18 protein-coding genes are annotated in these 20,828 nt (G+C 53.1%); 3 read left to right on the top strand and 15 right to left on the bottom strand.

The window, feature by feature from the left end:
• The 3 genes from PHE17_RS11705 to nifJ all read right to left on the bottom strand — a co-directional run bounded on the left by PHE17_RS11705 (position 1) and on the right by nifJ (position 5,446).
• Entirely contained in the window at positions 1–609 is a 609-nt protein-coding gene (locus PHE17_RS11705) for a methyltransferase domain-containing protein (RefSeq protein ID WP_301016040.1), read from the bottom strand.
• A 141-nt stretch (positions 610–750) separates the two neighbouring features.
• Positions 751–1,764 (bottom strand): dihydroorotate dehydrogenase-like protein, encoded by a 1,014-nt coding sequence (locus PHE17_RS11700; RefSeq protein WP_301016039.1) that lies wholly within the window; start codon positions 1,762–1,764, stop codon positions 751–753.
• Between the two features lie 82 nt (positions 1,765–1,846).
• Complete coding sequence (gene nifJ, locus PHE17_RS11695) at positions 1,847–5,446, bottom strand: pyruvate:ferredoxin (flavodoxin) oxidoreductase (RefSeq protein WP_301016038.1); 3,600 nt, start codon at positions 5,444–5,446, stop codon at positions 1,847–1,849.
• 299 nt (positions 5,447–5,745) lie between these two features.
• Here nifJ and PHE17_RS11690 point away from each other — a divergent pair, with 299 nt between their 5' ends.
• Positions 5,746–7,146: a di-heme oxidoredictase family protein gene (locus tag PHE17_RS11690; RefSeq protein WP_301016037.1), complete on the top strand. Its 1,401-nt coding sequence runs from the start codon at positions 5,746–5,748 to the stop codon at positions 7,144–7,146.
• Between the two features lie 4 nt (positions 7,147–7,150).
• Here PHE17_RS11690 and PHE17_RS11685 read toward each other — a convergent pair whose 3' ends face one another.
• The 3 genes from PHE17_RS11685 to smc form a co-directional block, all read right to left on the bottom strand.
• Positions 7,151–7,822, bottom strand: coding sequence for a TorF family putative porin (locus PHE17_RS11685; protein ID WP_301016036.1), 672 nt, complete (start codon positions 7,820–7,822; stop codon positions 7,151–7,153).
• Positions 7,823–8,003: 181 nt separating this feature from the next.
• Positions 8,004–8,687 (bottom strand): cell division protein ZipA C-terminal FtsZ-binding domain-containing protein, encoded by a 684-nt coding sequence (locus PHE17_RS11680; protein ID WP_301016035.1) that lies wholly within the window; start codon positions 8,685–8,687, stop codon positions 8,004–8,006.
• A gap of 36 nt (positions 8,688–8,723) precedes the next feature.
• Complete coding sequence (gene smc / locus PHE17_RS11675; RefSeq protein WP_301016034.1) at positions 8,724–12,266, bottom strand: chromosome segregation protein SMC; 3,543 nt, start codon at positions 12,264–12,266, stop codon at positions 8,724–8,726.
• Between the two features lie 65 nt (positions 12,267–12,331).
• Here smc and PHE17_RS11670 point away from each other — a divergent pair, with 65 nt between their 5' ends.
• Positions 12,332–12,775, top strand: coding sequence for a hypothetical protein (locus PHE17_RS11670; RefSeq protein WP_301016033.1), 444 nt, complete (start codon positions 12,332–12,334; stop codon positions 12,773–12,775).
• A 76-nt stretch (positions 12,776–12,851) separates the two neighbouring features.
• Here the strand turns inward: PHE17_RS11670 and PHE17_RS11665 are convergent, their stop codons facing one another.
• The 3 genes from PHE17_RS11665 to PHE17_RS11655 form a co-directional block, all read right to left on the bottom strand.
• Entirely contained in the window at positions 12,852–13,487 is a 636-nt protein-coding gene (locus PHE17_RS11665) for a DUF3365 domain-containing protein (RefSeq protein WP_301016032.1), read from the bottom strand.
• 89 nt (positions 13,488–13,576) lie between these two features.
• Positions 13,577–14,275 (bottom strand): Crp/Fnr family transcriptional regulator, encoded by a 699-nt coding sequence (locus PHE17_RS11660; RefSeq protein ID WP_301016031.1) that lies wholly within the window; start codon positions 14,273–14,275, stop codon positions 13,577–13,579.
• Positions 14,276–14,308: 33 nt separating this feature from the next.
• Positions 14,309–15,499: an ATP-binding protein gene (locus PHE17_RS11655; protein WP_301016030.1), complete on the bottom strand. Its 1,191-nt coding sequence runs from the start codon at positions 15,497–15,499 to the stop codon at positions 14,309–14,311.
• A 232-nt stretch (positions 15,500–15,731) separates the two neighbouring features.
• Between PHE17_RS11655 and PHE17_RS11650 the strand changes: the two genes are divergently transcribed.
• Complete coding sequence (locus tag PHE17_RS11650) at positions 15,732–16,178, top strand: hypothetical protein (protein ID WP_301016029.1); 447 nt, start codon at positions 15,732–15,734, stop codon at positions 16,176–16,178.
• A 118-nt stretch (positions 16,179–16,296) separates the two neighbouring features.
• Here PHE17_RS11650 and PHE17_RS11645 read toward each other — a convergent pair whose 3' ends face one another.
• The 6 genes from PHE17_RS11645 to PHE17_RS11620 all read right to left on the bottom strand — a co-directional run bounded on the left by PHE17_RS11645 (position 16,297) and on the right by PHE17_RS11620 (position 20,712).
• Positions 16,297–16,695 (bottom strand): type II toxin-antitoxin system VapC family toxin, encoded by a 399-nt coding sequence (locus tag PHE17_RS11645; RefSeq protein ID WP_301016028.1) that lies wholly within the window; start codon positions 16,693–16,695, stop codon positions 16,297–16,299.
• A complete protein-coding gene (gene vapB / locus PHE17_RS11640) occupies positions 16,695–16,922 on the bottom strand; it encodes a type II toxin-antitoxin system VapB family antitoxin (RefSeq protein ID WP_301016027.1) in 228 nt (75 codons plus the stop codon). The genes PHE17_RS11645 and vapB overlap by 1 nt, the downstream gene beginning before the upstream one ends.
• 160 nt (positions 16,923–17,082) lie before the next feature.
• Positions 17,083–18,723, bottom strand: a complete 1,641-nt coding sequence (gene groL / locus PHE17_RS11635) for a chaperonin GroEL (protein ID WP_301016026.1) — start codon at positions 18,721–18,723, stop codon at positions 17,083–17,085.
• A 17-nt stretch (positions 18,724–18,740) separates the two neighbouring features.
• A complete protein-coding gene (groES, locus tag PHE17_RS11630) occupies positions 18,741–19,031 on the bottom strand; it encodes a co-chaperone GroES (protein ID WP_301016025.1) in 291 nt (96 codons plus the stop codon).
• A gap of 141 nt (positions 19,032–19,172) precedes the next feature.
• Positions 19,173–19,634, bottom strand: a complete 462-nt coding sequence (locus PHE17_RS11625) for an FxsA family protein (RefSeq protein WP_301016024.1) — start codon at positions 19,632–19,634, stop codon at positions 19,173–19,175.
• Positions 19,635–19,710: 76 nt separating this feature from the next.
• Positions 19,711–20,712, bottom strand: coding sequence for a bifunctional diguanylate cyclase/phosphodiesterase (locus PHE17_RS11620; protein ID WP_301016023.1), 1,002 nt, complete (start codon positions 20,710–20,712; stop codon positions 19,711–19,713).
• Between the last annotated feature and the right edge of the window lie 116 nt (positions 20,713–20,828).

The raw sequence follows: 20,828 nt of genomic DNA, 5'->3' as shown, positions 1-20,828 counted from the left end.
TTACTCGCCCAACGCCCGTACCCGCGCCAAATGTCGGGTTAGCGGAAAGCCCAACGCGCTCGACAGGTGGAAAGCTTCCTCTTTCAAGGCGCTGGTGGTATGCCAATCCTGCGCCTTGCCCGCCAAAATCACCCAATTGCGGCTGCTGGTCAGCACCGTGCGGATGTCCACAAAATGCTGGCGTAACGCTTCGCGCAACACAGCATCTTCGCGGTGTTCGTTCCAGCAATTCAACACCAACCAACCATCGGCTTTGAGGGTTTCAGCGCAACGGGCAATGAAATCAGCGCGTAATTGCACCTCATCCACCCCGGTCGCGTGATACAAGTCAGCAAACAGCACATCTACTTTGCGGGTTTCGCCGCTGAGCAAAAAGCTGTCGGCATCCTGTTGGATCACTTGCAAACGTTTGGCGCGTGGCATTTGGAAATAGCGGTACGCCACCTCAATCACGCTGGCACGCAATTCCACCGCCGTGATATGGATGCCGGGAATAATGCGGTGCAATGCCGTCACCAAGCTGCCTCCGCCCAAGCCCAACACCAATACCCGGCGCGGCTGGCAAAACAGCAGCACCAATAACATGGCTTGGGTGTATTCGTATTGCAAGACGTAGGGTGCGGCCTTCAGGCAACGGCTTTGCTCATCGTGGGGGGCAAACGATAAAACCCGGCATTCCCCATCATCCGTAACGGTGATGGGGCCGAATTCATCTTCGCTGGCGAATAAGGTCTGAATGACGGACGACGCTTACTGCCAAGCTTTAGTGACAGGGGTATAACTATCCAGCACGCGGATGTAGCTTTCCCGCGCAAACGCTACTGGGTCAGACGAGTGTTGCTGGCTCAAGCTGCCTTTGAGTTGCGCGACGGATTCATACTCGCGGCGTTCCATCCACGCGCTGACGCCATCCAGCAATTGCCCAATCAGTTCTGGGCCTTGCAGCAACAGGCCGCTGCACAAATGTGTCACGTCTGCGCCTGCCAACAGCAGTTTCAATACGTCATCGCGGGTATGCACACCGCCCGTGGCAGCCAATGACAGTTTCACCTTGCCGAACAGCACGGCAATCCAGCGCATCCGTATCAACAATTCTTTGGAACTGGTGACACCGATTTTGTCGGTCAGACCCAAGGTTTCCAGATCAATGTCCGGCTGGTAGAAACGGTTGAATACCGACACACCATCCGCACCCGCTGCTTCCAATTGCTTCACAAAATGCGGCAGTGAGGTGAATTGTGAGGAAAGCTTCATCGTTACCGGAATGCTGACGTGCTGTTTCAAGCTCTTCAGCAGGTTAACGTAACGCGCTTCGACATCCGCCGCCGATTGGTTGAAATCAGCCGCGACGTAATAAACGTTCAGCTCCAGCGCGTCAGCACCGGCAGCTTGCAATTCTTTGCCATGTGCAACCCACCCCGAGGCAGTCACACCGTTGAGGCTGGCAATCACAGGAATGGAAAGGCTGGCCTTGATCTTGGAAAGTTGCTCCAGATAAGCATCCAAGCCGGATTTGTAGTTAGGGTGTGGGGTAAAAAAGCTATCCGCTTCACCGTGACCCAGAGATGGGTTGGTAATGAAACGGTCGAGCATCCGTTCTTCCTTGAGCAGCTCTTCTTCAAACAGTGAATACATAACCACAGCGGAAGCACCGGCATCTTCAAGCCGTTTAACACTGTCGAGGGAGCGGGTAAGGGGGCCAGCGGAAGGTACTAGCGGATTTTTCAGCGTTAAGCCGAGGTAAGACGTAGAAAGGTCAATCATGTTAATGGTTCCTAGCGTGTTATGGGAACCCTGTTCCCCAGCCTCCCGCCCCAAAGGGACGGAAGGAGGGAGAGTTCTCAGGTTATGATTCCGGCGTATCTGCGCTTATTGGTGCAGACCCTGGTAAATCAGCCAGTTCTTTGTAATGACGGAAACGTTCACGCGCATTATACCCGGCTTCTTGCAGGAAGCGCTTGGCATCTTCTGGGTGCGAACGGAACAGCATGGAGAAACGGGCTTCCGTAGAGTAGAACTCCTGCATCGGCATCGACGGCGCAGAATAATCCAGTTTCAGCGGATTTTCACCTTTTTCAGTCTTACGCGGGTCAAAGCGCAGCAGCGGCCAGTGACCCGTTTTGACTGCCATTTCCTGTTGACGCAGGTTGTATGCCAGATCGACACCGTGCGCAATACATGGGCTGTAAGCAATGATCAGGGATGGGCCGTCATAGCTTTCCGCTTCCATGAAGGTACGCAGGGTTTGTACGTCTTTCGCACCGTAAGCGACTTGCGCCACGTATACGTGACCGTAGTCCATCGCCAGTTTCGCCAAATCCTTTTTATGGGTTGGTTTACCGGCTGCGGCAAACTTAGCAATCGCCCCGACTGGGGTAGATTTGGAGTTTTGACCACCTGTGTTGGAATACACTTCGGTATCCAGTACCAGAATGTTGACGTTGCGGGTTTGCGCCAGTACGTGGTCAAGACCGCCGTAACCGATGTCATACGCCCAACCGTCACCACCGATGATCCACACACTGCGCTTGACGAGGTATTCAGCCATGTCTGTCATCGCACGGGCTTCGCTGCTGTCGATGCCTTTCAGGGCTTCGTGCAGGGCAGCAACACGTTCACGCTGTTCGTAGATACCGGCTTCGTTGTCCTGTACGGCTGTCAGCAAGCCAGTCGCAAGGTCGTCACCGATCTGGCTTGCCAGACGCTTGACCAAACTCTTGGCGTAGCTTTCCAGTGAGTCGCAAGCAACCCGCATCCCCAAACCGAATTCGGCATTGTCTTCAAACAGTGAGTTGTTCCACGCTGGGCCGCGACCGTTTTGGTCTTTGGAGTAAGGCGTAACAGGCAAGTTACCACCGTAGATGGAAGAACAGCCGGTTGCGTTCGCCACCAACATGCGGTCGCCGAACAACTGGGTTGCCAGACGGATGTAAGGGGTTTCGCCACAGCCTACGCACGCACTTGGGAACTCGAAGGTCGGTTGCATCAACATCGCAGACGGGATCGCGGCTGGGTTCAGCTTGGTGCGGTCGTAGTCTTTGATCTTGGTGAAGAATTCCCAGTTTTCGCCTTCCGGTGTACGCAACGGTGGCTGCGGAGCCATGTTGATCGCTTTGTGGCTGGTGTTGGACTTGTCACGGATTGGGCAAGCCTCTACGCACAGCGTACAGCCAGTGCAGTCTTCCGGTGCAACTTGGTAGCTGATTTGCAAGCCAGACTCGTAGCCTTTGCTACGCAGCGGAACGTACTTGAAGGTTTCTGGTGCGCCATTGGCAGCATCTGCGCTGAAGATTTTGGCGCGGATTGCACTGTGTGGGCAAACGAATACGCACTTGCCGCACTGGGTGCAGAGCTTCTCGTCCCAGACTGGGATTTCCAGTGCAAGGTTACGTTTTTCCCACTGCGCAGTGCCCGTTGGGTAAGTGCCGTCGGCTGGCAGCAAGCTGACAGGGACGCGCTCGCCACGGTCTTCCATCATGATTGCAGTCAGGTTGCGCACGAATTCTGGCGCATGGGCTGGTACGGTAGCCGGACGTTCCAACGTACTGGTCACGAGTGCCGGTACTGCAACTTGGTGCAGGTTAGCAATGGTCATGTCGATAGCGGTGAAGTTCATTTCCACCAGCTTGCGGCCTTTGCGCCCGTAGGTTTTTTCTACCGCATACTTGATCTTCTCAATCGCTTGTTCACGCGGCAGGATGCCGGAAATGGCGAAGAAGCAGGTCTGCATGATGGTGTTGATACGGTTGCCCATACCTGCTTCGCGTGCCACTTTATAAGCGTCAACGACGTAGAAGGAGAGGTTTTTCTCCAGAATCTGCACCTGCATACGGCGTGGCAGGGTATCCCAAATCTGGTCAGCAGACAGTGCGGTATTCAGCAGGAAGACGCCGCCTTGTTTCGCCATGTCTAGCATGTCGTAACGTTCGAGGAAGATCGGCTGGTGGCAACCCACGAACTGCGCATCGTTTTCGCCCACGAGGTAAGGCGAGCGGATCGGCTTTTCGGAGAAGCGCAGGTGTGAAGTGGTAATCGCACCGGCTTTCTTGGAGTCATACACGAAGTAGCCTTGCGCGTACAAGTCGGTTTCTTCGCCGATAATCTTGATGGAGTTCTTGTTGGCAGAAACTGTACCGTCAGAACCCAGGCCGTAGAATACCGCTTTCATGGTGGCGGCTTCTTCGTCAGTACGGAAAGTCGCGTCCCAATCCAAGCTCAGGTGGGTAAGGTCATCTTTGATACCGATGGTGAACTGGCGTTTCGGGTTGGCTTTGCTGAGTTCGTCGAATACGCCTTTGACCATACCCGGTGTAAATTCTTTGGAAGCCAAACCGTAACGACCGCCGATAACCAGTGGCAGTTGTGCGTAGCGGCCTTGACCTGACATGAAATCTTGGGTCAGAGCAGTAATGATGTCTTTGTACATCGGTTCGCCGTCGGAACCCGGTTCCTTGGTACGGTCGAGTACGGCGATTTTCTTCACGCTAGTAGGCAGTGCAGCCAAGCAATCTGCCGCAGAGAATGGACGGTACAGGCGGACTTTCAACAAGCCAACTTTTTCGCCGTGAGCCAGCATGTGGTCAACGGTTTCGTGGGCCGTATCGCAACCAGAACCCATCAGCACGATTACGCGCTCAGCATCTGGCGCACCGACGTATTGGAACAGTTTGTACTGACGGCCTGTCAGTTTGGCAAACTTGTCCATTTGCTCTTGCACGATGCCCGGCATCGCGTCGAAGTACGGGTTAGAACGTTCCTTGGATTGGAAGTAAACGTCCGGGTTCTGGGAAGTGCCGCGCAATACAGGGCGGTCAGGGGACATGGCACGCAGGCGGTGTTTGGCAATCGCCGCTTCTGGCATCATCGCTTGCACGATGCTGTTGTCGAGCTTTTCGATTTTAGAAACTTCGTGTGAAGTACGGAAACCGTCGAAGAAGTGCAGCATTGGCACTTGGCCTTCCAAGGTTGCCGCTTGGGAAATCAGCGCCATGTCCATAACTTCCTGCACGGAGCAAGAAGACAGCATGGAAAAGCCAGTCGCGCGGGTAGACATTACGTCTTGGTGGTCGCCGAAGATAGAGAGTGCATGGGAAGCCAGCGCACGTGCAGCAATGTGGAACACGGTCGGGGTCAATTCACCCGCGATCTTGTACATGTTCGGGATCATCAACAACAAGCCTTGGGAAGCGGTAAACGTTGTCGACAATGCCCCGCTTTGCAGTGCACCATGAACAGCACCCACAGCGCCGCCCTCGCTCTGCATTTCCACTACTTCTGGCACGGTTCCCCAGAGGTTCAGTTTACCATTAGCAGCCCATTCGTCGGAATGCTCACCCATGTTGGAGGATGGCGTAATTGGGTAAATCGCAATCACCTCATTGGTGAGATAAGCGATGGAAGCGGCGGCTTCGTTGCCATCCATTGTAACCATTTGGCCTGTCGTCATCGTGGGAACCCCGTAACTCAGCTATTCATCGGATTGTTGACCCTAAGGCATACCCCCCATTGGAGATACAAGGATAACCTTAAGAATCAAGCGTCAACTTGATTTGCTGAACTTACCGCATTGCCGTTTTTGCTGCAACTGCACAAAAGTGATATGCCTTTTCAATTGTCGACAAATATCAAGAGTTCATGAGTAAGGTAGAAAAAAACTGTTTTTTGCCACGTCTACAAGATTTCCTGCGCAAGGCCAACGATAACGTTTATGATTCGGCGGAACCTTGAGAAGAGACTGGACGGGTCATGAAACCGACTTTAGCCCTTAGCCTACTGGCACTGGCGGGGATCGCTAACAGCAATGCAACACCCGCCACCCCCGACCCACGACAGTCGGGCGGGGCAACGACCGTATTTGATGCCAGCATGAGCGCCTTCTCCCACCCCGCCGCCAACATCAGCCCCTCACGGCAAAATGATTTTTTTATCGGCAATGCCTTTTTCAAACAGCCGTGGGTAGTTGCGCCCTCCCCCACGCCTGCGCGTGACGGGCTGGGGCCATTGTTTAACATCAATAGCTGCCAAAACTGCCATGTCCAAGCGGGCAAAGGCCACCCGCCACTGAGCAAGGATGATGCATTCCTATCAACGCTGGTGCGTTTGAGCATTCCACCCAAAACCGCTGCGCAACGGGCAATGCAGCGGACTATCGGCGTCGTCCCCGAACCCACTTACGGCGACCAGTTACAAATTCACGGCATTGACGGGGTAAAAGGCGAAGGCACGCCGCGTTTTGAATACACCGAAATCAAAGGCACGTTCAAGGACGGTGAAACCTACACCCTCCTGCAACCCAAGCTGCTAATCGAAGCGCTGAATTACGGCAAGTTACCTGAAAACATACAAACATCCGCCCGCGTTGCCCCCGCCTTGATTGGGCTGGGTTTGCTGGAAGCGATTGAAGAAACCGACATCCTTGCCCAAGCTGACCCCGACGATAAAAACGGCGATGGCATTTCAGGCCACCCGAACTACGCCTGGGATGCAGCGCAGCAAAAAACTGTACTGGGGCGTTTCGGCTGGAAAGCTAACCAACCGAGCGTGGCGCAGCAAACCACGACGGCATTCAATAACGACATTGGTATTACCTCCACCTTTCGCCCCGAACCTTCCTGCACCACCAAACAGCAGGAATGCCGCCAGCAACCCGATGGTGGCAAACCGGAAGCCCAGCAAACCACCGTGGATGCCGTAACGTTTTTCGCCAGTTTGTTGGCTGTCCCTGCCCGCCGTGACGTGGAGGACACCAGCGTCTTGCAAGGGCAAAAGCTGTTCCAACAGGCCGGATGCGCGGCTTGCCACACACCCGCCATCACCACTGGCAGCAAAGCCGGTTTCCCGGAATTGGAACATCAGCCGATCCAGCCATTTACCGACCTGCTGTTGCACGACATGGGGGAGGGATTGGCGGATAAGCGCCCAGACTTTGAAGCCAGTGGCAATGAATGGCGCACCGCACCGCTATGGGGAATTGGTTTGGTCGAAACGGTTAACGGGCATACCCGCTTCCTGCATGATGGACGCGCCTGCAACCTACTGGAAGCGATTTTGTGGCACGGCGGCGAAGCCGAAAAAGCCCGCCAAGCCGTGCTCACCATGAGCAAGGAAGAACGTAACGCGCTGTTACGCTTCCTGAATTCACTTTAGTGGCTTAAAAATTTTTCGTCCACGTCAGGCTGGCGCGGTTCTCTTTCGTGCCGTTGGGAGCCGTACCTATCCCGGTGTCGGCATGATCCACTACCAATGCCAAGTCGCCCATCTTATCCAGCGATTTGGTCAAGGACACTTGCGCGTGATCATAATCTGCATCGGCGGCTTTGAAATTATCATGCCCGACCTGCACACCGTAACCCCAATTGTTCGGGAGTTCGCCGTTGTAACCTAAGGCGTAATACACATCCCCTTTCTGGACGGCATTGGTCGCGTCTTTGCTGTCAACGGTGTAGTAAGCTTCCGCGCCCCAGCCTTTGTAAGAAAGTTTACCGTAGGCTTCTGAATAATCTGGGGAACTGTGCTCTGGATAAACATACTTGACGACACCGACATCGTAACCCAAGCCATTTTCCAAGTCTTTTTTGTAGCCCGCAGACAGATCAATTTCAGTGTCGCGGATACCATTGAATTTAACGTTGGAACCGAACACTTCCCCATACAGGCCACTTTGGGTGGTGTAATTGAATGTGCCTTGCAACGCCGCCTCGTCATCCTGCGTTTGGGTCAAACCGCGTGCCACGTAGTTGCTGGTGACAGCAACACTGCCACTTGCGCCCGCCAACACTTGCGTATTGGCAGATAACGTACCCAACACGGCTGCTGCCAACAAAATACTTTTTTCATTATCACTCTACTCCCGATTAAAAATAATACGACCACACCCTGCTGCAATAATGCAAAGTGATACCGACAGATTATAGTATGCAGCAGATGATAATCATTATCATTTAATCAATCAAGCCCTATCACGGCATATCCGCCCGCGCTTTTCCGACAAACGGCATAGGTTTTTAGCCTGCCAACGCCAGCAAATCAGCCCGGTATTCCGCCGTAATCGCTTGTTGTTCCTGATTTTTTAGCACACCGCCCAAATCAGCGACCAAGCGCTCAGCAGTACGCATGAAGTCGTGGATAGCTTCATTGTTATTGATCGGGCTAGGCAGGTTCAAAATCATGGAAAGCCCCGGCGTGGCCTGTTCCACCAACTCTTCGGGAACCAGCGTCCACGGTTTCACGCCATTGGCAACGCTGAACAAGCTGGCTTCGCCTTCGCCGGTCAAGACCATGCGGTGGAAAATGCCCATATCGCCGAAACTCAGCCCCGCGTTATCCAGCGCTTTGAGGACTTCTTCGCCCGCAAAACCGGCATCAATATCGGCAGCAATGAACAATACCAATTGCGGCGGCAGCACCACGTTTTTGGCAACTTCTGCTTCGGGAGTTGTAGATTTGCCTGCCACGCCGGACATCATCACATCCGACAAATTGCGGGCATTAGCGGATGGGCGCTTGCCATCCCGTGCGGGTACATCGTCCAACACGCTGGAAATTTCATTACCGTCCGCATCGCGTAATACCGGGACATTTGCGTCCCGCTTTTGCGGCAAATCACGACGGGAAATTCGGCTGATGACGTAAATGGCTACCAACGCAACCAACCCCAGCACCATGATAATCAGGCTTACCAACTCCATTGCAAAATCCTTGTCTATTCCTTGTGTGTTTATCTATCAGCCGTTCGCCAGTTTTACAGCTTCAGCCACATCGACCGCCACTAACCGCGAGACACCCGGTTCCCGCATGGTAACACCGATAAGGTTTTCGGCAAGTTCCATGGTGGTTTTATTGTGCGTAATGAAGATGAATTGTACCTGTTCTGCCATATGCCGCACCAGTTCGCAGAAGCGTCCCACGTTGGCTTCATCCAGTGGCGCGTCGACCTCATCCAGCATACAAAACGGCGCGGGGTTCAACTCGAAAATGGCAAACACCAGCGCCACCGCCGTCAATGCCTTTTCCCCGCCCGACATCAGGTAGATGCTGGAAAGCCGTTTACCGGGCGGACGCGCCATGATCGACACCCCAGTGGTCAGCAAGTCATCACCTGTCATTTCCAGGTAACATTCGCCGCCACCAAACAAACGTGGGAACATTTCACGCAGCCGCACATTCACCCGATCAAACGTGTCTTTAAAACGGGCGCGGGTTTCGCGGTCAATTTTGCGGATGGCGGTTTCCAGTGTTTCCAGCGCCGCCACCAGATCATCGTTTTGCTGGTCGAGGTATTGCTTGCGCTCGTTTTGCTCACGGAACTCGTCAATTGCGGCAAGGTTGATCGCCCCGAGGCGCTGGATGCTGCGCTGGGTGGCTTCCAATTGCTGTTGGAACACACTGATTTCGGCATCGTCGGGCAGTTCAGCGTGCAAAATCGCGGGGACAAATTCGGTTTTGACAAACTGTTCGGCAACCGTTTGTTCACGCACTTGCACGGTTTGCCATTCAAGCTTGCGGCTTTCCTGCTCATTGCGCATCTGTTCGGCAAGGCGTTCGGCTTGGATGCGCTCTTGGTCGTGCTTGCGGATGTCAGCTTCCTGCACTTGCACGGCTTGGCGGGCTTGGCTTAGGCGTAATTCAACGTCAGCGCGGGTCGTGATCGCGTCTTCGAGATCAGTTTGCAGATCGGCGGCGGGGTCTTCCTGCATGTGGAGCTGTTCCAACAGCACATCACGTTGCTGTTCGAGCAATTCGAGGCGGCTGGTAATGCGTTCGAGTTGGCGTTGGCTGTTGTCGCGCTGGTTGCGGTTGGTTTCAATGCTGAGGCGGATGTCTTGCACTTCGTCCTGAAGTTCACGCTGGCTACGGCGGGCTTCACTGACGGCGTGCTGCAAGTCTTCGCGCTGGTCGGCGAGTTGTTCGCGTTCCTCTTGCACAGTTTCGAGCGCTTCTAGAGCAATAGCGCGGCGTTCACTGGCAAGCAGGTGGTCTTCTTCCTGTTGCATCCGCTGGCTTTCAAGCTCCTCGCACTCGGCTTCCACTTGCTGGCTGCGGCTGTGAAGCTGGTCAAGACGTTGTTGCAGTGCGTGTAAACGGCTGCGGTGTTCGGAGACAGCGCGGTGACACTGGTTGGTTTCGGCCTGTGCTTGCTGGCGTTGCTGCTCGTGCTCGCGGATAGTATTGCGCAAGCTTTCCGTGCGTTCCTGCAAAGCGGCAAGGCTAGTTTCGAGTGCTTCCAATTGCCCGCGCAAGCTTTCGATTTCCTGCTGGCGTTGCAGGATACCGCTGTGGGCATCGTTGTTTCGGCGGCTGCGCAACCAGTTGGAACCGAGCCACAGGCCATCGCGGGTGATGATGGATTCACCGGGAGCAAGCGTGTGGCGCAGGGCAAGGGCTTCCGACAGGGTTTCGGCGCAGCGGATGGTGGCGAATAGGTTACGGGCTGCGGGGGGGTGATTAATTTTATGGTGAAGATACCCCTCACCCCAACCCTCTCCCTCAAGGGGAGAGGGAGAAAGAGTGTCCAACTCCGTTTCCAGCAACGTAACTCCAGCTTTAGGATAACCCTCTTTTCCCCTCTCCCCTTGAGGGAGAGGGGTTAGGGGTGAGGGGTTCTTCAAGCAGACTGCATCCAAATCCTCTCCCAGCACCGTTTCCACTGCCAATTCCCAACCATTTTCCACCTGCAACTGTTCGGCAAGGCGCGGATTTTTGTCCAGACCGTGTGCTTGCAGCCACTGTTGGCGGGCTTTATTAGCTTTGTCCAGCCCGGCCTGTTGCAGGGTTTCCAGCGATGCCAAACGGCCTTGCAGGGCTTGGCGTTGGGAACGCTGGGTATCAAGTTGGGATTGGAGTTCGCGCTGTTGCTGCTGGTATTGGTGCAGGCTGGTGGTCACACTTTCAAGCTGAAACTCGGCGCTGGCATGTGCTTCGCTGGCTTCGTCTAACTGGGCTTCCAGCAGTTGCAAATCTTCGGCGAAGTGGTTGGTGGCGAGGCTAGTAGCTTCTTGTTGGAGGCGCTCAAAGCGTTGCAGGGTTTGTTGGAGCTGGCGGTCGAGTTGCTCCATGCGGGCTTTTTCCACCTGCGCTTGGCGGGTAGGTTCAGCAATACGCTGCTGGATGGTGTGCCATTGTTCTTGCCAGTCGTTGAGGCGCTCTTCGGCGTCAAACAAGCGCTCTTCCGCCATGCTGACTTGCTCGTTGAGTTCGTCTTCGTGGGGTTCGAGGTCAGCAAGGGCTTGGGTGCTGGCGAGCAGTTTTTCGCGGTCTTCGGCGGCGTGGCGCAGGGTCTCTTCGATGCTGCTTTCGGCATTGCGCAAGGCTTCTTGCTGGCGGCGTTGGATGTCGCGTTGGTGCTGGAGGCTTTGTTCAAGGCGGGCAATTTCAGCACCCGCTTGGTAGTACTCGCCCTGCACTTCATTGAGCGCGTCATTGGCGGCAATGTATTGCTGGCGCAGGTCTTCGACAATGGCTTCGAGATGGCGGACTTGGACAATTTGCGCCTGATAGCTGGTGGAACGCACACTCAAGTCACGCAAACGGGCTTCGCTGTCGGCTTTGAGTTCATCCCATTGCAACAGTAATACCGAGGCTTCGAGCTTGCGCTCTTCATCGCGTAACTCGCGGAAACGTTGCGCAGCTTTGGCTTGTTTGTCGAGGCGTTCGAGTTGTTTTTCGACCTCTTCGCGCAGGTCGGTCAGGCGTTCGAGGTTTTCGCGGGTGTGCGCCATGCGCGTTTCGGTTTCACGGCGGCGCTCTTTGTAACGGGAAATACCCGCAGCTTCTTCGAGGGTATTACGCAGTTCTTCCGGCTTGGCCTCGATCAGGCGCGAGATCATGCCCTGCTCGATAATGGCGTAGCTGCGCGGCCCCAAGCCTGTTCCCAGAAAGATGTCGGTGATGTCACGGCGGCGGCATTTCGAGCCGTTGAGGAAATATTTTGAGTCGCCATCACGACTCACCTGCCGCTTAATGGAAATTTCGGCGTATTTGGCGTATTCTCCTCCCAGAGTTCCATCAGTATTGTCGAATACCAATTCGACAGAGGCCAAGCCAACAGGTTTGCGCGAAGAAGAGCCGTTGAAAATCACATCTTCCATCGAAGCGCCACGCAGGTGTTTAGCGGAAGATTCGCCCATCACCCAACGTACTGCGTCAATGGTGTTAGATTTGCCGCAACCGTTGGGGCCGAGAATGCCGGTAAGGTTGCTGCGTAAATCCAGCGTGACGGGATCAACAAAACTTTTGAATCCGGCAATGCGGATTTTGCTCAGGCGCACTTAGCTCTCTTCTTTATTTCTGAATTTGGAACAAACAATTTTACTGGAGGGTACAGGGAAAAGGAATGACTACGAAAAACGCTGCGGGAAGTTTCGATATTATTTTAGGAATGGAAGACATTGGTGGGCGGAGCAACATTTGCCTTACTTTCGGCGCTGGGCTATTCAGGAAGCTAGGCTGGTCTTCCGGTGACTGGCTACAATTTGATGTCAGCCGGGAAGGTTTCATTGCCTTCAGCAAGATTCCAGAACCGAGTGAAACCTCATTTTATGCCAAGAAAATCAAGCTAGTATCAGGTTTCTACAAAATATGCTTTTATTCTAAGCTATATACCTTCCCAAAAAATGCCCACTTCGCCAAAGACAAAGCCACCTTTAATTTGGAAACCCGCACCTTAACCCTCGAAATACCCAACGAATATTGCCAGCAACCCGAAGAAGCGCCACAACTAAAACCCATCCAAGAGCTGAACGTTGAGGACATCGCTGCTGCCTTCAGGAAACTCTAAACCATCCGCATAAGCTGTTAAATAAATACCCACCATTTAACAGCACTACCGGGAATGCCCGGCAGTGCCGCTTGCATCAAAAGTGCTTCACCGCCACGAATGCACCGCGTAAATCGCCTTCCTTGTAACCTGTCGCTTTGTCTTGTGGATACAGTTCGGTCAACTTAGCAGTGACTGCCGGGCTGATGTCAGTGCCGTGGCATTTGAGGCACACCGCCCCCGTGGGGATGGCTTTCATGAAACGGAATTCATTGCCCACCACTTCGCTATACACCAGCGTCGCGGGGTCTTCGCCTGCGGTCTTGCGGGTCTCAAAATCATTGAGTACCTTGGTTTGCCAGTCGTTGGCAACACCTGTTTTGGCGTTGCGGCTCTTTAGGCTAACGCGGCTGACTTCCATGCCTTTTTCAGCAGATACGGCTTTGGCAATTTCAGGGGCTTTGGTATTGCAAATGCCCATTGCTTCCACTGGCCCACCCGCTGTCATCGCAGCTTCGAGTTCACCTTTCAGGGTGCTGCCCAAAGCTTGTACCGCCGCTTTGGCTTGTTCCGTCAATGCCGCTTTATCAGGGGCTGGGGCTGGTGGTGTGGCAGGTGTTTGCGCCTGTTCCGCCGCTTTGGGGGCTTCAGACGCCGGTGCTGCTTGTTCGGCTTTTTCGCCGCAAGCACCCATCAATACAGCTAGACTGGCAATCAATACATATTTTTTCATTCTGGTTCCTCAATGCCCTACAAGAAGATGATTTCTTGCGCATTGTAAGCCAGCCAAGCTGAACAGAAGCATTACCCCGTTGTGGAAAATCAGTTGCTTAACGAACGCAGTTTCAATTGGGTTGCATCGTTGATTTGGATGGACTGATGCAGCTCGCGGATCACGCCTTCGCGTTTCCACAGGGCAAACAGGCGGCTAACCGTTTCGATGGTAAGCCCTAAAAGCTGGGCGATTTCCAGCCGCGACAGCACCAGCGGTGTCCATTTGTCGGGCGCTACCCCCTCGCACCATTCCAGCAGGAAAGAAGCCAAACGCTCGGCTGAACGTTTTGCCCCCAACTCCAGCAAGCGCTCGTCGGCGTGCTGCAATTCTTTGATGCAACGCACCATGATCAGGCGCTCTACCTCGGCCTTATGCGCCCCCAGTGATTGCAAGCTGGCAACGGGGATGCAGCACACCTCCGCTTGCCTCAAAGGTACGGCACTGTGGTTGTAAAGCTCGGATACCAGCCCGTCAAAGCCGAAAATTTCGCCTGGCTTGACTACCCGGATGATCTGATCCTTGCCCGCAGAGGTGGTTTTGAACAATTTCACATGACCACTACGCAAGATATAAACACCCGTTGCGGGTTCACCGGCATAGTAAATGGCTTCAGGGGCGGCGTAGTTCAGGCTGTTACTTTCGAGATTTTTCAGGATGCCGAGAAAATCATTCCCCAATTCAGCAAAAATGCCCAAATTATGCGGGGAGCAGCGATTCTCACCACGCCCAGTTTCCTTGTAATCCATTGCAACATCCTCGTGCGGTATTACAACGGACTATCAGGGATTGCTGCCCGTGATGCATTGCGTTTTCGCAAGCAAGCCCGCCAGATTCCGCCACGGCACAACTTCCGCCACTGTGCGCTGTTGTGCCTGCTCCCCGCCGTAAACCAACAGGGCTTTGCCTGCATTGCCGGTCAACTCCTGCCAGAACTGCAAGCCTTTGAACTGATCTTGGCTCAGGGTTTGACCGGATTTGACTTCGACAGCGCGGAACTGCCCGCCACGTTCCAGCACCATATCGACTTCATGCCCGCTACGGTCGCGCCAGAACCAGATTTCGGGGTGTTCGCCCTGATTAAACAGGTATTTATGGCATTCGCTGATCACCAGATTTTCAAACAACGCACCGCGCATGGCATGAAACTTAACCTGTTCGACCTCACGGATGCCCAGTAACCAACACACCAAGCCCGTGTCATAAAAATACAGTTTCGGCGTTTTCACCAAACGCTTATTGAAATTGCGATACCACGGCTGCAAACGCACCACCAGATAACTGGCTTCCAGCACAGACAGCCACGCCTCCACCGTTTTCTGGGAAATGCCGCAATCATTCGCAATCTGCGTCATGTTGACCAATTGCCCAACATGATGGGCGCATACCCGCAAAAAACGCTGGAACAAGGCCAAATCCTGCACATTGATCAACTGCCGCACATCCCGTTCCAGATAAGTGCTGACATAGTTGGCATACCATTGGAACGCATCCACGGGGCGGGTATAGATCGGCGGGTATGAGCCTTTGTAGAGAAATTCATCCAACGTCGTCGGTAAATCCCCGGCTGCCAGCAATTCATCCTGAGCCAAGGGCAACAAATGCACCATGCCCACCCGCCCCGCTAATGACTGGCTGATACCCTCTTTCAAACTGAACTGTTGTGAACCTGTCAGGATAAACAAGCCCATACGTCCATCACGGTCAACGATACCTTGCAGGTAGGAAAACAAATCGGGGCAACGTTGCACTTCATCCAAAACCGCACCATCAGGAAATTGCGCGAGGAAGCTACGCGGATCATGCAAGGCATAGTCGCGGGTATCGGGGTCTTCCAGCGTGACGTAAGGTTTTTCCGCAAAACAATGTTGCGCCAAGGTGGTTTTACCGCTCTGACGTGGCCCAGTAATCGACACCACAGGGAAACCCACAGCCAATTTCTTCAACAAATCCGCAGCGTTACGCTTAATCATGGCTAATCACTACCTCAATTCCTGATTAGCCAAGTATGCAGTTTCAACAGGCAAAAGAAAACCCCGATTCAAGGGTTAAACATGCCCACTCCCACTTTATGCTTAGGTCGTATTACACGGAAGGGTACGCTACAATTCCCTGAAATCGTTGGCATCCAGTCGGGTATATGCGACAGGATGTCGTTTTGAACGGCGACATTAGGTCGCCTAATAGTAGTTAGCAGGAAAGACTATGACCATCGACATAGGTTTGCCAGAAGTCAGCTTGGGAGTCCTTCTATTCGCAGCGCTCCAATATCTAGCATCGCTCTGGATTAGTGAAAGATTGAAAACGTCTCTTCAAAAAGAACATTCACAATTCCTCGAAGACCTAAAGTGGGAACTCAAGGTGCGTGAACAAGCAGTGCGTGTTGCTGAATACTTATCTCTTGCCACAACTCTAAAAGAGGATTCGCCAGACTCAGATTATCGGAAGGCTAATCAACTAAATTGGGAGTTGGCTATGTGGCTACCGGAAGAGATATATAAGAAATTGGCTTGCGCAACCACCAGTTCTACCATTGAGAATTCGGTAGCAACTGTTCTGTCCGTCAGAGATGCACTGCTTAAGGAAAAAGCAGGCACTTTAACTAAGCAAGACATTACGTACCATGCGCCGGGCATTGGAAAAAACTGCTAACCCGGCAGTCAACTCGGACGCTGCGCGATAAAGCCGCGCAGTGCCGGTTAGCTCTACGTTAAAAAACAACTGCAATTTTGCCAGTGTGAAGTCAAACCAAAAGTTTAGGGTTTATCCACTAAACCCAATTCTCCAGCCTCAAACCGACAACCCGCTGAAACTCATCGGTGTTATTAGTCACTACCGTCAAGTCATTGGCTAACGCTGTCGCGGCAATTTGCAGATCATAAGCTCCAATGGGTGTACCTTTGCGCTTGAGGTCAGCACGAATCCGTGCAGCTTGTTTGGCATCTTCATGGGTAAAGTCGAGGATAGTCATCGGACGCAGGAATTTTTCCAACGCCTCCAAGTTGCGTTTGTGAGCCTGACTATTTTCAACGCCATAATACAATTCAAACACCGTAACGGCTGAAATGAACACTTGCGCCGGTTTCAATGCAGTAAAACGCACCAACACTTCTGGCGGTTTTTCCTTGATGAGGTAAATACAGATGTTGGTATCCAGCAGGTACTTCATCACCACTCCCGCTCTTGCACGGCAGGCTGTTCGCGTCCTTGCGCCATGAAATCGTCTGAAAACTGTTCGATGGCGAGCAACCAATCTCCCCAAGACTGCTCTAGCGGTTCAAGAATAATGCGATTGCCATCGCGGGAAATTCTGACTTCAGTACCCGACAACCGAAAAGCTTTGGGTAAACGAATGGCTTGCGAACGCCCATTCTGAAAGATTTTTGCTGTTTGCATCACGCGCCCCCTCACCAAAAAGTATATACCAAAAATATAGACCTTTTGCCGCATGAACTCAAGCCTTACCCACAAAAGAAAACCCCGACAAGCGGGGCTTCTTTCTCAAAGCCCCTCGCCCGCTTCGCGGGAGAGGGGTTTGGGGTGAGGGCTGATGCAATTACATCATGCCGCCCATACCACCCATGCCGCCCATATCAGGCATTGGAGCGCCGCCATCTTTCTTCGGCAGTTCAGCTACCATTGCTTCGGTAGTGATGATCAGGCCAGAAACAGACGCTGCGTTTTGCAGTGCAGTACGGGTAACTTTAGTTGGGTCAAGGATGCCCATCGCGATCATATCGCCGTACTCGGAAGTACGTGCGTTGTAACCGTAGTTACCTTCGCCCGCTTTAACCGCGTTCAGGATAACAGATGGCTCATCACCCGCGTTCGCACAGATTTGACGCAGTGGCTCTTCCATCGCACGCATGGCGATTTGGATACCAACGTCTTGCTCGTGGTTGTCGCCTTTCAGGTTGGCAATCGCTTGCAGCGCACGTACCAGAGCAACACCACCGCCAGGAACAACGCCTTCTTCAACCGCCGCACGGGTAGCGTGCAGGGCATCTTCAACGCGGGCTTTCTTCTCTTTCATCTCGATTTCGGTAGCAGCACCAACTTTGATGACCGCAACGCCGCCTGCCAGTTTGGCAACGCGCTCTTGCAGTTTTTCACGGTCGTAATCAGATGAAGTGGTTTCGATTTGCGCACGTACTTGGTCAACACGCGCTTTGATGTCATCAGCAGCGCCAGCGCCATCAATGATCGTGGTGTTGTCTTTGGTAACGTTGATGCGTTTGGCTTGACCCAAATCGTCCAATGTTACTTTGTCCAAAGTCAGGCCAACTTCTTCAGAGATAACCGTACCGCCAGTCAGGATAGCGATGTCTTGCAGCATGGCTTTACGGCGGTCGCCGAAGCCCGGTGCTTTAACCGCAGCAACTTTAACGATACCACGGATGTTGTTCACAACCAGTGTCGCCAGTGCTTCGCCTTCGATGTCTTCCGCAACGATCATCAGTGGTTTGCCTGCTTTAGCAGCGCCTTCGAGGGCTGGCAGCAATTCACGGATGTTGGAAATTTTCTTGTCGTACAACAAGACATAAGGGCTTTCTAGTTCAGCCGACATGCTTTGTTGGTTGTTGACGAAGTAAGGGGACAGGTAGCCACGGTCGAACTGCATACCTTCAACTACGTCGAGTTCGTTGTCGAGGCCGGAACCTTCTTCAACAGTGATGACGCCTTCTTTGCCTACTTTGTCCATTGCGGTGGCAATGATGTTGCCGATAGCGTCGTCAGAGTTAGCAGAAATGCTACCGACTTGGGCAATGGCATTGGTGTCAGCGCAAGGCTTGGACATATTGTGCAGTTCAGCAACCGCAGCGATTACTGCTTTGTCGATACCGCGTTTCAGATCCATTGGGTTCATGCCTGCAGTAACAGACTTCATGCCTTCACGCACGATGGCTTGTGCCAGAACGGTTGCAGTCGTAGTACCGTCACCCGCCGCATCAGAAGTCTTGGAAGAAACTTCTTTAACCAACTGTGCGCCCATGTTCTCGAACTTGTCTTCCAGTTCGATTTCTTTGGCAACGGAAACGCCGTCTTTAGTCACAGTTGGTGCGCCGAAAGATTTTTCCAGCACAACGTTACGGCCTTTAGGACCCAGAGTAACTTTTACAGCATTTGCCAGAACATTGATGCCGCGAACCATGCGAACGCGAGCGTCATCACCAAAACGTACTTCTTTAGCACTCATCTTATAATCCTCTTAAATTAGCCTTCGATAATCGCCAGCAGGTCTTCTTCGCGCATGATCAGCACTTCCTGACCATCCAACTTGACTGCTGTACCGGCGTATTTACCGAACAAAACTTTGTCACCGACTTTCACTTGCAGTGCAACACGCTCGTTGTCATCGCCAACTTTGCCTGGGCCTACCGCCAGCACTTCGCCGCGATCAGGTTTTTCAGTAGCATTGTCAGGGATGATGATACCGCTGGCAGTTTTACGTTCTTCTTCCATACGGCGTACTACCACGCGGTCATGCAATGGACGGATATTCATAGTAAGTCTTCTCCTCAAACCAAATAAGATTAGGGCATTAGGGTTGTTGTTAGCACTCTAGGCTAGTGAGTGCTAATAATAGGGATGGGTTAGGCAAAGTCAAGGGCAGCCCCCTGAAATTTTTACGTGGAAATGCGCGGATCAGCGCGGAAGTTGGTCGTTGTCCTTGCGGCTAACCACTTCACCTTCGATGTCATTGCTACCCTGCCGGGTGGATTGCGTGTATTGGAAACCTTGCACCGACACCGTACCGCGTTTGAGCAATACCTTAAGCAGCAGGTAGCGGGTAGGCGGGAACAGGCACAGCAGCCCCAGTATATCGCTGAAAAAACCGGGGATCATGAACAGCACTCCCGCGACCAACAGCACCACGCCATCAAGCATCGCCTGTGCAGGCACTTGCCCCTCATTCATGCTGCGTTGGAAACGCGCCAAGGTCGCAAACCCCTGATGGCGCAACAATGCCATACCCAACATCCCTGCCAAGATCAGCAACAAAATGGTGGGCAACACCCCAAGTGCACCGCCGACTTTAATCAGCAGCCAGATTTCAATGACAGGGATGAGTAAAAACAGCACAGCGAAAATAGGCAAAGGGCGCAAAATAATGTACCGAAGTTAGACTGATAACACCCTGTATATCAGTCTATTGACACGCTTTTCAAGTCCAGCGGTGAAATTAAGCCGCCGCCACATCTGTACTTTCCTGCGTGTATTGGCGCAACTGTGCCAGCGGAACCGGACGACCGCAGTAATAGCCTTGCGCAAAGTCCACACCGATCTGGCGCAGCCCTTGTAGGGTTTCAGCATCTTCCACCAATTCCGCAATCGTCAGCAGGTTCATGACCCGCCCTACTTCATGCACAGCTTTCACCATCGCTGCATCAACCGGGTTGGATACCAGATTGTGGACGAAATTACCGTCAATTTTCAGGTAACTCAGCGGTAATTCGCGCAAGTAGTTGAGGGAAGAAAAACCGCTGCCAAAGTCATCCAGCACCAGATGGCAACCCAAACCGTGCAAGGCATTCATCACCCGCTTGGCATGGACAAAATTACTGATCGCCACCGACTCTGAAATTTCAAAGCAAATCATACCGGGGTCAACATCAACCCGCTTGATCTGCTGTTCCACGTACTCGAAGAATCCCGCATCCTGCACTGATTGAGCAGACAGGTTGATCATCAAACGGGTCTTCACGCGGCCTTGCCCCGACCTCCCGCCGCAACATTCCACCAAGGCATCCAGCGCCTTACGGATGATCCAACGGTCGATCCCCGTCATCAAATCCAGCCGGTCAGCCATCGGCAAAAAACTGCCCGGATTCAACAATGCCTGCCGGAAAGGCAAGCGCAACAACACTTCATACTGCCTGAAACGTTCAAGATGCCCCGAATGCAGCGGCACGATGGGCTGGATAAATAGGATAAAGCGGTCTTCACGGATCGCATCTTTCAGCAACTTACCCCAGTCATGCACCCGCTGGCTGGAAATTGCCGTCGGCTCCTCATGCCCCACATGGACAAACACCTGATTCCGGCCTAATGCTTTCGCCGTGTAGCAAGCCCTATCGGCATCAGCAAAAAGCTGTTTGATTTGTACATGGGAGGAAGGCATGAATTCCAGCAAACCAACACTAGCGCCAATGGAAAAAATCTTACCTTCCCAACCTCTGTACACGACAATTTTCCTAATCAGCGGTTTTCAGCAGCAAGGTGACATTGCCATTTGCCTTAGCGATTAAGTTTGGAGGCCATAAAAACAGCATCCACAAGCGGAGGTTTTCTGCCACTGCA

The organism is Thiothrix sp. (genome assembly GCF_028714775.1).
Taxonomy (GTDB): domain Bacteria; phylum Pseudomonadota; class Gammaproteobacteria; order Thiotrichales; family Thiotrichaceae; genus Thiothrix.
This window is presented reverse-complemented; position numbering and strand designations above follow the sequence as displayed.

Bases quoted from the DNA above. Each gene is read 5' to 3' on its own strand.
- groES (WP_301016025.1), bottom strand. From the start codon at position 19,031: ATGAATATCCGTCCATTGCATGACCGCGTGGTAGTACGCCGTATGGAA.
- nifJ (WP_301016038.1), bottom strand. From the start codon at position 5,446: ATGACGACAGGCCAAATGGTTACAATGGATGGCAACGAAGCCGCCGCT.
- PHE17_RS11670 (WP_301016033.1), top strand. From the start codon at position 12,332: ATGACTACGAAAAACGCTGCGGGAAGTTTCGATATTATTTTAGGAATG.
- groL (WP_301016026.1), bottom strand. From the start codon at position 18,723: ATGAGTGCTAAAGAAGTACGTTTTGGTGATGACGCTCGCGTTCGCATG.
- PHE17_RS11665 (WP_301016032.1), bottom strand. From the start codon at position 13,487: ATGAAAAAATATGTATTGATTGCCAGTCTAGCTGTATTGATGGGTGCT.
- PHE17_RS11645 (WP_301016028.1), bottom strand. From the start codon at position 16,695: ATGAAGTACCTGCTGGATACCAACATCTGTATTTACCTCATCAAGGAA.
- PHE17_RS11650 (WP_301016029.1), top strand. From the start codon at position 15,732: ATGACCATCGACATAGGTTTGCCAGAAGTCAGCTTGGGAGTCCTTCTA.
- PHE17_RS11680 (WP_301016035.1), bottom strand. From the start codon at position 8,687: ATGGAGTTGGTAAGCCTGATTATCATGGTGCTGGGGTTGGTTGCGTTG.
- PHE17_RS11700 (WP_301016039.1), bottom strand. From the start codon at position 1,764: ATGATTGACCTTTCTACGTCTTACCTCGGCTTAACGCTGAAAAATCCG.
- vapB (WP_301016027.1), bottom strand. From the start codon at position 16,922: ATGCAAACAGCAAAAATCTTTCAGAATGGGCGTTCGCAAGCCATTCGT.
- PHE17_RS11655 (WP_301016030.1), bottom strand. From the start codon at position 15,499: ATGATTAAGCGTAACGCTGCGGATTTGTTGAAGAAATTGGCTGTGGGT.
- PHE17_RS11660 (WP_301016031.1), bottom strand. From the start codon at position 14,275: ATGGATTACAAGGAAACTGGGCGTGGTGAGAATCGCTGCTCCCCGCAT.
- PHE17_RS11690 (WP_301016037.1), top strand. From the start codon at position 5,746: ATGAAACCGACTTTAGCCCTTAGCCTACTGGCACTGGCGGGGATCGCT.